The sequence below is a fragment of the Methanolobus halotolerans genome (assembly GCF_004745425.1).
GTDB classification, from domain to species: domain Archaea; phylum Halobacteriota; class Methanosarcinia; order Methanosarcinales; family Methanosarcinaceae; genus Methanolobus; species Methanolobus halotolerans.
The window spans coordinates 296303-309656 of sequence record NZ_PGGK01000002.1; the positions used below are offsets into that span (position 1 = coordinate 296303).

General features: G+C 45.7%; 13 protein-coding genes. 3 read left to right on the forward strand and 10 right to left on the reverse strand.

Annotation, left to right across the window (positions count from 1 at the left end; genetic code table 11):
* Positions 1–21: 21 nt before the first annotated feature.
* The 5 genes from ablB to CUN85_RS03190 all read right to left on the reverse strand — a co-directional run bounded on the left by ablB (position 22) and on the right by CUN85_RS03190 (position 6342).
* On the reverse strand, positions 22–864 hold the full coding sequence (gene ablB, locus CUN85_RS03170) for a putative beta-lysine N-acetyltransferase (RefSeq protein ID WP_135388861.1): 843 nt from the start codon (positions 862–864) through the stop codon (positions 22–24).
* Positions 854–2170, reverse strand: a complete 1317-nt coding sequence (kamA, locus tag CUN85_RS03175) for a lysine 2,3-aminomutase (RefSeq protein ID WP_135388862.1) — start codon at positions 2168–2170, stop codon at positions 854–856. Before kamA ends, ablB begins: the two co-directional genes overlap by 11 nt.
* A gap of 253 nt (positions 2171–2423) precedes the next feature.
* Positions 2424–3701 (reverse strand): ATP-binding protein, encoded by a 1278-nt coding sequence (locus CUN85_RS03180; protein WP_135388863.1) that lies wholly within the window; start codon positions 3699–3701, stop codon positions 2424–2426.
* Between the two features lie 105 nt (positions 3702–3806).
* Positions 3807–5231, reverse strand: coding sequence for an NAD(P)/FAD-dependent oxidoreductase (locus CUN85_RS03185; RefSeq protein WP_394346216.1), 1425 nt, complete (start codon positions 5229–5231; stop codon positions 3807–3809).
* A 43-nt stretch (positions 5232–5274) separates the two neighbouring features.
* On the reverse strand, positions 5275–6342 hold the full coding sequence (locus tag CUN85_RS03190; RefSeq protein WP_135388864.1) for a formate--phosphoribosylaminoimidazolecarboxamide ligase: 1068 nt from the start codon (positions 6340–6342) through the stop codon (positions 5275–5277).
* Positions 6343–6476: 134 nt separating this feature from the next.
* Here CUN85_RS03190 and CUN85_RS03195 point away from each other — a divergent pair, with 134 nt between their 5' ends.
* Genes CUN85_RS03195 through CUN85_RS03205 form a run of 3 tightly spaced genes read left to right on the forward strand, consistent with a single transcriptional unit; the run spans position 6477 to position 8840 of the window.
* Positions 6477–7406, forward strand: a complete 930-nt coding sequence (locus CUN85_RS03195) for an ArsR/SmtB family transcription factor (protein ID WP_135388865.1) — start codon at positions 6477–6479, stop codon at positions 7404–7406.
* Between the two features lie 16 nt (positions 7407–7422).
* Entirely contained in the window at positions 7423–8232 is an 810-nt protein-coding gene (truA, locus tag CUN85_RS03200; protein ID WP_135388866.1) for a tRNA pseudouridine(38-40) synthase TruA, read from the forward strand.
* A 41-nt stretch (positions 8233–8273) separates the two neighbouring features.
* The gene (locus tag CUN85_RS03205; protein ID WP_135388867.1) at positions 8274–8840 is read left to right on the forward strand and encodes a M48 metallopeptidase family protein; all 567 of its coding nucleotides are present in this window, start codon (positions 8274–8276) and stop codon (positions 8838–8840) included.
* Positions 8841–8874: 34 nt separating this feature from the next.
* On the opposite strand, the gene CUN85_RS03210 is transcribed toward CUN85_RS03205, so the two are convergent.
* From CUN85_RS03210 to CUN85_RS03230, 5 genes are all read right to left on the reverse strand, one after another.
* Positions 8875–9915 (reverse strand): TRM11 family SAM-dependent methyltransferase, encoded by a 1041-nt coding sequence (locus tag CUN85_RS03210; protein WP_135388868.1) that lies wholly within the window; start codon positions 9913–9915, stop codon positions 8875–8877.
* Between the two features lie 73 nt (positions 9916–9988).
* Positions 9989–10276, reverse strand: coding sequence for a YunC family protein (locus CUN85_RS03215; RefSeq protein WP_135388869.1), 288 nt, complete (start codon positions 10274–10276; stop codon positions 9989–9991).
* 118 nt (positions 10277–10394) lie between these two features.
* Positions 10395–11294 (reverse strand): type II methionyl aminopeptidase, encoded by a 900-nt coding sequence (gene map / locus CUN85_RS03220; RefSeq protein ID WP_135388870.1) that lies wholly within the window; start codon positions 11292–11294, stop codon positions 10395–10397.
* 43 nt (positions 11295–11337) lie between these two features.
* Complete coding sequence (locus tag CUN85_RS03225; RefSeq protein ID WP_135388871.1) at positions 11338–12513, reverse strand: M24 family metallopeptidase; 1176 nt, start codon at positions 12511–12513, stop codon at positions 11338–11340.
* Between the two features lie 350 nt (positions 12514–12863).
* A complete protein-coding gene (locus CUN85_RS03230; protein WP_135388872.1) occupies positions 12864–13043 on the reverse strand; it encodes a hypothetical protein in 180 nt (59 codons plus the stop codon).
* Positions 13044–13354: the final 311 nt, after the last annotated feature.

Sequence of the window (13354 nt, forward strand, 5' to 3'; positions counted from 1 at the left end):
CATCCTTAAATTCGATCAGCTTTATTGTTTTCCCGGACTCTTGTACCATATATTCATGCTTTCAAGTTTTCCGGCAATGTTCGTATTTTTGAGAAGTGTTCCTGCATATTCATAGGAATTCCTTGAAAATACTATATTCATCCCGAATGAGCCGGCTCTTGCGATAGTATAGTATGTGAGCATGCCCCTGTCAGACATTTCCTTCTCCATATAATTTAGAAGATACTGAGAATAACCTTTACCACGGCACTCCGGCAGTGTTGCAAAATCCGTCATTTCCACATTCCTGTTCTTAAGGTCCATCTCACAGGACGCCAGTGCTACTATCCGGCCGTTTTCTTTTATGCAGAAATACAGGATATCCTCAGACATCGTTTTGAGCAGATAGGACGGGTCATATATGGGGAAAGGATATGTAGCAAATACTTCCCCGTATATCTCTCCCATACGCACTACATCATCTTCGGTACAGAGCATGCAGGAGGCATCCCCGTCAAGCTGGACGGCTTCTTCTTTGCAGTTCTTGGAAAAAGCAGTCTGCAACACCTTTTTATTGCCTTCAGCATCCTCATCCAGCATTCGCGACTTTGTGAAATATTTGCACATAAAGCTGGCGTCTTCCTTGCCACTGAAAAAACCAGGCACATACGCTTCTTCCCTATATCCGAAAGAAAGAAAATCCTCCTTCTGACAGGAGGGGATTTTAGCAAATACTTTTGAATACCGGTTTACCCGTACAATCCTTTCCAGATCGTCAAGTATGGTTCCATGATCCGACGGAGACAGATGCATCAGGTATATTCTGTCATTGAACCTGCCATGCTGGATCAGAGAATTACCGACAGATTCCACTTTATCTGGCAAGGTCTCTTCTCTCCACTCTTGCTGTTTCCCCGGGAACCAGACTGAGGGTTTCGTCATAATCCGAAAGAAGTTTTGCAATACCCACTGACTTGTATTCCGGTGCGTCATCGAGTTTGAGCTGCAGTTTGCAACCCTCGCATTTACGATCACAGTACACAGGCATATAGGCATCAGGTTCCTTATAAGAAGTGATGACACCTTCATAGTTTCTGAGTATCACTTTGTGGGTTGACCTTGATATCATATATGTCGGCAGTATGGGTATCTTACCTCCACCTTCCGGTGCATCTATTACATAGGTAGGAACCGCAAAGCCACTGGTATGGCCTACAAGATTCTCCATGATCTCTATTCCCTTTCCTACAGAGGTCCTGAAATGAGTAAGACCTTCCGAAAGATCACACTGGTACAGATAGTATGGACGCACCCTGTTTTCCACTAGTTTGTGGAACAGTCTCTTCATTATCCTGTAACAGTCGTTGACACCTGAGAGCAATACGGTCTGATTGCCCAGAGGAATACCGGCATCTGCCATTTTCCGCAGAGCTTCCCTGGAGGAACTGGTGACCTCACGCGGATGATTGAAATGAGTATTTACCCATACGGGGTGATGTCTCTTCAATACTTCTACGAGCTGGTCCGTTACACGGTATGGCAACACCACTGGCATCCTTGTACCTATTCGTATGACTTCCACGTGGGGTATTAAGCGAAGTTCCGTGAGTACCCAGTCCAGATAATCGTCAGAAAGCATGAAAGGGTCACCGCCAGAGAGCAGTACGTCCCTTACCTCGGGATGAGCAGCGATATAATCAAGCCCTTTCTGCACCTCTGCCTTATCCGGAACGGAATCTACATCCCCCACTTTTCTTTTCCTGGTACAGTGTCTGCAGTACATTGAACAGATGTTGCTCACATGAAAGAGCACCCTGTCAGGATATCTGTGCGTAATCCCCGGCACAGGGCTGTCCTCATCCTCAGAAAGAGGATCATTCATCTCATCTTCTGCAACTAACAACTCTTTTGGTGAAGGGAAAGCCTGCATGAATATAGGGTCATTTTTCAGGTCCTCAGCCTCAATGAGTGATAGGTAATATGGAGTTATGGATAAGGGAAATTTCTGAAGGGTTTCTTCAAGCAACTTCCTTTCTTCCGGTTCGAACTCTATATCAAGAAGTGTCTCAAAGGTATCTATGTCCTTGACGCAATGTTTAATTTGCCATTTCCAGTCCTTCCAGTTGGAAATTGCGACCTCGGGACTTATCTTTTCAGCAATGTTTTTTTGTCTGACTAAATGTGTTTTCATCAAATCACGATCGAAAAGTTAAAAAGTGTATCCTGACATCAGGATTCAAATAATATCGCTATACTTATTCCATGGCAACATCCAATAATAAAACGCTCAAATAAGCGTGTAGGTGCTATGGATATGTAGCTTAACATTTCATATATTACGAAGTAACTATCGGGATTAAAGAATATATAGTTAATTTGAATATAGAGATGAAATATATCTATTTAGCTGCAGAAAAAGAAGTAAACAGAAATAAAGTATTGTATTACAGGCTGTCTGCAAGTTGTTCATTGCCTCCGTGCCAGCTTAAGCGAGGCCTCATTCTGATGACATGTGTTGTTTCTGTTGTATCATCCACTATAAGGGCAATCCCCCTTTCGATACCCATCTTCCTGATAGAATCCCCGAAATGCTCTCTCATATATGTGGGCCGGACAGATTCAAGGGCAAGTATATCATCCTGAGATGTAAGACGATGACATATAACAATATCCGATTGGGACAGGACATCCGGGTGCAGTGATGAAGGGCGCTGTGTTGCCAGCACCAGTGAAAGCCCGGGTTGGCGACCCTGTCTTAACCACTCGTTAAGAAGCACATCCGAGGAAAGTGTATTTCCTTTCACAGGAACGAACTGATGTGCCTCATCAATGAACATCCAGACCATAGGCATACCCTTTTCAGTTATCTTCTCACCCATGAGCATACGTTCATGGGCACGACGAGCTTCCAGTCTCTTATGATAGATATCCCCGGCAATGAAACCCACAACTACGGACCTTACAGAATCACTCTTGATAGTACTGACATCAATTACGGACAAAGAACCACCTGTCACAATATCACAAATATCCCTACCATCCTCAGCAAATACTCCCCATGACATGGCTGTCCTGAAATAGTTCTCTGCTGCACTTCTTGATATCGTATCTGAACGTTCATCCTGTGTTATGGCATCCAGCACATCCTCAAAGGAAAAACACAGAGAGGTTTCCCTCAGTGCCTCGATCACCCTTACAATGAGAACGCCTGCGGAAGAAATTGCTTCGAGACCGAACATTTCACACCATTGGTAGCCGTCAAGTTGCCATAGGGGCATAGACAGTGTTCTTACCCTGATATTCCTTTTCCTGTAACTTTCCTCGCTGCCTGCAGGAACATAGATATTAGTATTGAACCCTTTTGGCTCAAGTTCCCAGTCGGACAAAGATCCGGCTTGTAGCTCGTTACCCCTGGCGAAAGTCCAGAAAATGCCCATCGTATCAATGACAACTGATGCAAGGTTCATTTTGATCTCACTTGGAAGCATCAACATTTCCTCAACGAGCACCGCCATTGTATATGACTTCCCGTAACCTCTTTTACCGCTGACCAGAATTGCGTGAGGTCTTTGCACATCCAGACGGACATCCGAGCCAGTCGACCGGTCCAGTGCAAGGTATCTTCCCAGATGTAAGAGAGCCTTATCTGATGTACCATCCCCTCCGAGGATGTATTGCTTTTCCGATACACCGGCACTGAATATTTGTGAAGGATCATCCATATTTCTTAAGGATGACAGATACTATAATAATTTTTTCATTCACTATTGGAATTTATTTAATATACACAATGCAGGAAAATATTCACCGCATAGTCAAAAAAGCACTCAGTCTTTAGATGGACGGTAGTTCACAGATAGTATCCCCCTTGCGGCAAGAACACCAGTTGCTGCGGAATTAACGAGATCCCTCGACAGGCCCGCGCCATCCCCTGCAGCGAACAGGTTTTCAATACTTGTATGCATTCTGCTGTCGACATCCAGTTTTATCGAATAGAACTTTACCTCAGGAGCGTACAGCAATGTTGAATCGGAATTCACTCCCGGGATGATCTCACTGAGGACTTCCAGACCCTCAATAATATCCATGACTATCCTGTGGGGCATTGCCATGGAGATATCACCCGGAGTGATGTCTTTTAAGGTGTTGACCACAGTGTTCCTTTCTATATGCTTGTCCGTAGAACGCCTGCCCCTGCGCAGGTCACCCATCCTCTGGAGAACAGGTTTTCCTCCACCGATCGTTGTTGCGAGCTTTGCCACAGACCTTGCATATTTGATGGTGTTTTCCATGGGGTGAGTCAGTTCCACATGCACGAGGAATGCGAAATTAGTGTTATCGGATTCTTTTCTGTGCATGGAGTGCCCGTTGGTGGCAACAAACCCTTCGTATTCTTCCTTTACAACAAAACCATGCTCGTTGGTGCAAAAGGTCCTGACAAAATCATCATAACGCCATGTGTGGATATGGAATTTAGGATCATGGTTAATCCGTGTGATAGGGTCCATTATTATTGAAGGCACCTCCACTCTTACACCAATGTCAACTCCGCTAAAGGAATACAGAATTGAGTGCCTGTTCACAATCTCGTTAACCCAGTCACATCCAACCCTTCCGGGAGCGAGCAGAGTATACTGTGCACTTAGCTTCCGACCGTCCCGAAGCAGAACCCCACTGCATACGCCATTATCTACTATAATGTCAGCAACATCGGTGTTGAGAAGAAAATCCATACCCTTTGCCTCAAGGTCCTTTTTAAAATCGGAGATCAGGGCAATAGAATTGTCCGAACCTATATGACGCTGTTTAATCTCTATAAAACTCGCACCCACGGATGCAGCCTTCCTCCGGAGGAACTCTATTTCACTGGAAGGAGGAGAGGACAGGTCATTTGTTGCGCCATATTTCAAAAACACCTTGTCTACATAGTCAACAAGTTCCCAGGCACTTTCTGAATCTCCTGTGAACTCTGCAAGGTTCCCACCTATATCAGGGCGCAGATTGAGAGTTCCGTCTGAAAATGCACCAGAACCTCCAACACCCCTCAGTATTGAGCAGGGTTTACAGTGTATGCAGCCCTTGACCGGACTCATCGGGCATATCCTTTCATCAATGTCCCTGCCTGCATCAATAACAAGGGTGCTCAGGCCTGAAGCTGCAAGCTCATGTGCAGCAAAGAGACCTGCAGGTCCGGCACCTACGATAATGACACTATAATCCCATCTGGATAACACCGGAAATATCACATCCATGGACATACCGGGAAATGGTACATCCAATGGAAGATTATCTCTTTTAGGATAAAATCTTGTCCAGCTGGTTCACAGAACTTGCATACTTAAGTTCCTGAGCTATCCGCCTGCCTGTGGACAGACCCGGTTCCACAAGATCAGAATAAGGAGAACCTGTCAGATACAGGTTGGTACCTGCAACTATCCTGGCTGAGATCTCAAATACTTTTATTTCAAGATTATCGGTTACCACGGTCTCAAGACAGAAAGGACCGATCATACCTCCGAAGAGTTTCAGGGATTGTTCAACGACTTTCTCCCCCAGCTCAAAGATTAGTGGCAGAAGGGATTCTCTTGCGACCAGGGCCATATTTCCCGTGACAACATATGTAGGATGTATGCCCGCTTCTTCAAGTTCCCGCGGAGAACCAAGCCTGAATATCTCATCCGCGTTAGACTCAACCCTGCGGTCCATACTCAGCATCTCAAGGATTCCTTCGCTCAGTTTGTAACCTTCCTCCCTGAGTGGAGAATAGAAGAAGTGGAAATAGTACCTGGTACCTGTTATGAACTCCTGGATAGTATACTTCTCATCAGGTTTTACATGTTGTTTGAACTCTTCATATGTCTTGGCTACAAAGAAACCTTTTCCGCCTTTTGCACCATGATACTTCACCATCACCGGGCCATCGATATCTTCTGGCTGTACCTTTTTTGGCATATGGATTCCGGCCCCTTCCAGCCATACCCTTTCCTTTTCCCTGTCAGATTCCCATTCGAGCACTGACCTGTTACCGAATATGGGCACAGGCAACTCAACATATTTCTCATAACCCAGGTATTCGACGACCGATCCATGTGGTACTATCACAGCATTCCTTGACACCAGCTCATCAACTATCCCCGGAATTTCCTTATAATCATCCACCACAATGAACTCATCGGGTTTTGACATCGGAAAAGCATCGTAAAACTTTGGCGGTTTCTTTAAGCATATACCTATTGTCTTTAGGCCTTCTTTCCTTGCCCCATCAAATATCTGAAGGCTTGAATGGGAACACACCGTAGCAATGCTAAGGTTATCAAGATCATAGTTCCCGATTATTTCCATAATACGTTCTTTTGAAATCATAAATATAGCCCCGAAATTTACCACATATTGTCCTAGCTACTCTTTAACTTTACGAGTTGTACCAAAACATTAAGACTTCAAACTGACCTGTAGTTAAAGCAAACAATATAATAACCTTTTTATATACTACTCCTATGCAAGAAAACGAAGAAAGCACAGGTTCAGAAAAAGTTCTGATCCTGCCCCTCAACGAGGGGTCCAAAAAGATCACGCAGGTCCTGTCCAATGACAGGGCAATGAAAGTCCTGGAGTTCCTTGCCGACACACCCATGTCTGCGACAGATGTTGCAGACAGAATGGGAATGCCACTAACTACCATTAAATACAATATCGACGCGCTTGTTGAAGCGGACCTCATCAAGGTCAAGCAGACAAAGTGGAGCAAGAAGGGCAGAGAGATCAAAATATACGAGCCTGTCCAGAAGATTATTGTTGTGGCTCCCGGAAGCATGAAGGGAGACAAGTCCTCGATACTTAGCATGCTCAAAAAATACCTGGTCATGGCAGGAGGGGCCATTTTTGCAGCAACAGGACTTGAGGCCCTTACAAATCACCTGAATATAGGACCTGATACAGCCCCGATGGCCAGTTCCTTCCAGTCATCTGAACAACGGGATCCAGCGGCGCCTGCTGGCAAAGAGACATTTGCCTACGATGTGACAGAAGAGGAAGGTCCGGAGGCTGAAGCTTTTGAAGAATCAATAACAGAGCAATCTGTCGACGGACAGGATCACGATATCGCAGAGAGTCTTTCAACCGATGAGATGCTCATTGCGGATAATGTTGATACAGAGACCATCAGCTCTGTCATCCCCAACGAAAGTATCGACAGCGGAACCGGAATATTAAGCGACGGGCTGAACTCAAGCATCGTTAGCCGGACACCAGTTGCCGGTGACTCACACATGGTCGCAGACAATGTTTCCATGGTACCCCAACCGGTTTCCGGCCTGATCCCTCAAGATCTGCTTTCACATGCAAGCGTGTGGTTCCTGCTCGGATGTCTCTTTGTCATCTCCCTTTTGTTCATAAGAGAAATATATTATAGAAATAAAGAGATATGATTCCTGGTGAATGGTCATGAGAGTAGCACTTAAGATAGCATATGTCGGAACAGGATATCACGGATCGCAGGTACAGCCGGATGTGGGGACCATTGAGGGTGAACTATTCAGGGCACTCACCGAGCTAGATATTATCGAAGACCCAAAAAATGCCAGATATTCAAGTGCCGGCAGGACAGATACCGGCGTACATGCAAGAGAACAGATCATAGCCTTTGATACGGATAAACCGAACCTTGCCATCCCGCGGGTGATCAATTCAAAGCTCCCGAATGCCATATGGGTGTGGGCTCATGCAGGAGTCCCGGACGACTTTGACCCGAGAAGACAGGCCACACGCAGAAAATACCGCTATGTCATGAGCGGAGAACAGTATGACATCTCCAGGATCAGATCAGCTTCCAGAATACTTGTCGGAGAGCACGATTTTGCTAATTTCTGTACCAAGGAGGGAGATAAGAGCACTATCCGGACCATCGAAAGGGTAGATGTCAGGGTCAGCGGTACATTGACAAAGATAGACCTACAGGCAAACAGCTTCCTCTGGAACATGGTGCGCAAGATCGTGACCGCGCTCACCATGGTGGGAAGTGGCGTAAGGGATGAAAAATGGTTGCAACAAATGCTTGAACCTGAATTCTATGAAGAGGGAGTCGAGTGCGCACCAGCCTATGGCCTCACTCTTATGGAAGTGATCTATCCGGAGCCTATTGAGTGGTGTGATGATGCTTATTCCATACGCAGGGCGAACGAGATCTTTCATGAGTACACTGTACGCCATAGCGTAATGGCAGAGGTTATGGACCATCTTCTGCCAAAAGAATAATTCTATCTCTTACGGGATACGTGCATAAACCGGGAACAACTATGGAGCATTCTGTAAGTATAAAGGATGACATAATCAAGTATCATGTCATCCACAGAAAGATAAAGACTCCCAGACTGGAATTCAGGGAAGGCAGGTTCAACCTGATCATACCGAAAAACTATCCTGAACATGAGAAGATCATCCTCAGGCATAGAAGGTGGATATACAACAGGTATGTACGGATGCAACGTCTGCTTTCAGCCTCCGCAGGTATTGAGCTGGAACACAGCAGGTCTGAAGAGGAACTGAAGGAACTGGTGGGACGGTCTGCACTCTCTATTGGAAAGGAACTCGGAGTGCAGCCAAATGCGATACGTTTCAGGAAAATGAGAACCAAGTGGGGAAGCTGTAGTTCCGGCGCTAACATCAATTTCAATACTTATATGAGATATCTTCCGGAAAAGATGATAGAGTATGTGGTTTACCACGAAATGGTGCATCTTATAGAGCTCAACCACAGCCCATGCTTCTGGAGCTATATAAGATCACGTTTTAAGGATCATAAAAATTACGAGGAAGAACTTGCAAATTACTGGTTCCTGATACAGGAAAAAATAAAGGCATAGGCATCCTGTCAAGTGAGGGAAAAAATAAATTATGTCAGCATTCCTTACGCAGGACAGTGAAAGTCCTTGTAAGGCTGCCATGGATTCTCTGGGTGAAGATGTCCACTACTGAAAAGCCGGCCTCTGTGGCAAAATCGACTACCTGCACTTCAGACACGACAACAGCAAGTTTCCCTTTTTTGAGTACCCTGTGCATCTCCGAGAAAGAACCCGAATAAAGATGATGCAGGGACTCGGCTTTGATCGCAGCTGAACGGCCGTAGGGCGGATCCGTGACGATTGCATCCACAGTGCAGTTTCTGACAGGGATCCTGCAGGCATCACCGACCAGAAGCGAATAGTCTGAGTCGAAGAGATCCATATTCATTCTGGCCCCCCGGACTATCTTCTCCCTTACCTCGATACCGATCACATGGGCTGAAAGTAGTCCGGCTTCCACAAGTATTCCCGCTGTCCCGCTGAACGGGTCAAGGAGTACCTCACCGGACCGAATACGGCTTATATTGACAAGGGCCCTTGCAACCCTTGGCATGAGCACTCCGGGGTAGAAGAATGGTTTCCTGTGAGGAGCCCTGTGCTCATAATCGCCCCTGTCTACCGAAGCGACCACCGAACCAAGAACGGCCCTGTCAGTCATGATAAGACGGAATACCACATCCGCGGACCTGAGATTTGCCCTGAAACCCTTCCTGTAGATACTGCCTCCGATCATTCCTTCAATAAATTCTCTTTTGATTTTACCGGAGTGCTTTATCCTTTTCGCACGCACGACATACGTCTGGCCTGGCGAGATATGTGCCGAAAGGTCCAGGTTTTCAGCTGTTGCGATAATCGTATCTTCACTTACACCACATATGCCTGCAACCTTTACTATATGATGTGCCATAGCAAGCCTTTTTCCCACCCTGACAAGCGCCTCGTCTATGTCCCAGTCGTTTCCGGATATATCAACTACAAGACACTGGTCAAAAAGTGCGTGTTCTCTGAACTCAAGACCTGCGACATGCAGGCAGGAGATAATCTCTTTGCGGGGAAGGACATCGTGTTCCCCGGACAATTCAAAAGCATACAGCATGTAGCGCAATAGAAGCAGGTAGTAATATTAAAATCCTTTCAGCAAGGCAAGTATAAAAAGCTGCCATCTGGCATCAGAACATCAGTTCAAGTGCTTCCCTGCCAGTCATTCCTATTTTTATGCCAAGATCGATGGCTTTCTGGGTGGCACCAACCACAAGAGCATCAAGCATATCATCAAAGGTCCGCACACCCTTCACCTTGACAGCCGCATCACCAAGTACCGTTGCTGCCTCCATATCCAGATAGCCGCACATGGCAAAACCCCTGTCGGCTTTTATAACCAAAAGAGGGGCACTCTGCATCTGCATGTTCAGGCCAACTGCCGAACCGTTGTTAAATTCTATCTTTTCTATTATCATTGGTATTAATATCCAGTTACCAGACCTTCAGGCAGGTATCATATCGAACTGCCCTTTAAAGCATGTAGAAACTCTTCAGTGATGCCCGGAAATGTTTTTTGGATAGGCTACCTTCCTGTTATTTTGTTGTTATTTCGCATCCGTCATCTGTGACGATAAGTGTATGTTCTGCCTGTGAGACCATGCCGCCCCCTACTTCCTTGAGCACAGGATATGAATGTACGACCCCTGCCTTTTCAAGCTGTAGCAGTGCAAAGTCCAGCTTTTCGGTCTTGAACCATCTCTTCGCAAAGGGAAGAGTCCTGTAGGGTTCCAGTTCTTTCAGTAATTTCCTGGCAGCAGGCAATCTTACTGGTCTGCTCCTTACAACCTGGAAGATCTCTGTCAAGTTGCCGTCAACTACTTTCCCGATACCATCGGTTGCAAAGGGTTCGATGGCAATGATGTCACCCGTTCTGAGAACTGAACCGTTCCCGATCCTCCTGTTTGGAATACTGGGAGGTGCATGAGGAACATACCTGTCCAGCCCGTGTCCTGTCAGGTTACCGATGGGTTTGAAACCCAGAGATGTGATCGTATCTTCGATTACAGCACCAATCTCAGCAGTAGTCGTACCTTTCTTCACAATATCAATTGCAGCATAAAGTGCAGCTTCGGATGCCTTTACAAGGTCACCATACTCACCTGTGAGGTCCACCGTTATGGCAGAGTCTGCAATATAACCGTCAACCTGCACCCCAATATCAAGTTTGACAACGTCCTCTCCGAAAAGCGTTTCCTCGCCTGCACGGGGAGTTGCATGTGCAGCTTCGTCATTTCTTGATAAATTGCACGGGAAAGCAGAACCGTCAGCCCCCAGCTCCACAGCCCGGGTCTCTACAAACTCTGCAGCCTCGAGCATGCTTGCACCTACTTTGATCCGGTCCTTTGCCTCACTTCTTACCTGGGAAAGTATCCTGCCGGCCTCAAAGTATTTTTCGAACATCTCCTCTACCATATCCTGCGTTACCTTTGCCATATCTTATCTCCTGTCTTTAAGTGACATAAACTTTTTCAGGGAATCAGACAATGAACCTTTTCTCCATTTCCGTAAGGTTCTCAAAACCGTCATCTGTTACAAGGATGAGGTCCTCAAGACGGATGCCACCCACATCGGGATAGTAAAGGCCGGGTTCTATGGTGATGATATTGCCTGCTTCCAGAACGGATTCACGTTCTCCTACAAAAGGAGCTTCATGTATCTCCAGGCCGACACCGTGCCCTGTAGAGTGTATAAACCCCGTATCTGAACCGCTTCTGCTAGTGCCGTATCCCCTTTCATCAAAGATATCGCAGACCTTGCTATGTATCTCGTTGCATTTTAGCCCGGGTTTTATCATCCCGGTGGCTACCTGCTGGGCTACAAGCACAGCTTCATACATATCTTCCAGTCTTTGCGATGCCTCACCCTTTATCACAGTACGGGTCATGTCCGCATAGTAACGGCTCTTCTTATTGCGGGGGAATATATCGATTACAATGGGTTCGTCCGGCCGGAGCACACCCGCACCTTCCCAGTGAGGATTTGCAGAATCCTTGCCGCAGGAGACAATTGTGCCTTCTGACTCACACCCATGATCAAGAAGAGTAATGTCTATCTGATGACGCACTTTTTCAGATGTAAGGTCATAGCCCTGATAGTTCAGTTTTCCATCCACTTCCTCAGACTTGTGGATCATATTCACTGCAGCTTTCATGGCAAGGTTACAGGCATCCTGAACTTTCCTTACTTTCCCGACCTCTGAACTGCTCTTGCGGGCACGTAGTTTCTGGAAAGGGCTTTTGATGGCTTCGAATGAGAAGCCTTCTTCCTTGAGAGTCTGTGCTATATGATAGGGAAAATCCCTGGGAACCGATACCCTGCGGACACCGTGCTTTTGCAATATCTCAGCAAGGCAATCACAGTAAGCAATGGAAGGATCCCCTCTTTCCCTTATCTTGTCCCGGTAGTTGCAGTCCTGCAGAGTACGTACCTGTGCAACTCTTGATTCGATCTCCGCACGTCCTCGTTCCATCTCAGAGACCAGCATGATCTCATTGGCTTCTTTTGTCTGGATGTAGGCAAAGGAATCTGAAGCAAAGAAATGAGTAGAGTAAAACATGTCAGCATTGTTGGAATTGCCCACGATCATAAAAGCATCCGATCTATGTTCCTGAAGTGTTTCACTTATATCAAGCGAATTCTTATCTGTAATCATACTGATTATTCTATACCTACTAGTACAAAATTGTTCCTAATGTTTGATTTATGGCATCAGGAAAAGCACAGGAACAAACGGAACAAAAGTAGTATCGGCTGTTGATACATAAAGGGATATTTATATCCAGAACCAGCAGATATCTGGACATCATTGCTATAAGATAAAAAAAACCCAAGAGCCGGGTCACATTTGTTTTACAATAAGTAATATCTCAATCTGACCACAGCCATTGGAACGGTAAAAAAGAAAATATGTAGATATCGGGACTGATCATATAATCCTTATCCAATATTAGGATGGACCTGGTATATCGGCGTTCATCGGGGGAACGGCAGTGTGAATACTGACTACACTTCAATGCCGATGGTAACAGGATCCATCTGATGAATATCCTCCTTCGAAAGACCAGTCATATTAAACCCTACCTCCCCGGATATCCGGATCGTGGCTTCCGGACTGATGCTCTTATTGACATATACCCTGTGATCATCTGAGAACAGTATCTTTTCGAACTCATCCCTGAACACAGGTTCAACGGATTCTACAAATATGTCACGGTTTCCAGGATTGTATAATGATAGATTATAGGAGTAGACATGGGAATAGTTAACATAGCCACAACCTCAGATGGTGAAGTATTTCCGGGAAGAAATGTACGGAAGTAAGACAACGTTACTCAAATCTCAAAGCAAAACTTCAAAGTGTAGGAATCCGCTCTGCTAAAAGGCATCTCAAGAAAATAAGTGGTAACGAAAGACGCTTTAAAAAAGATATCAACCACTGCATAACTAAATCGATCGTTCAAACTGCAAAAGACACAAACAGGGCTATTGCCATT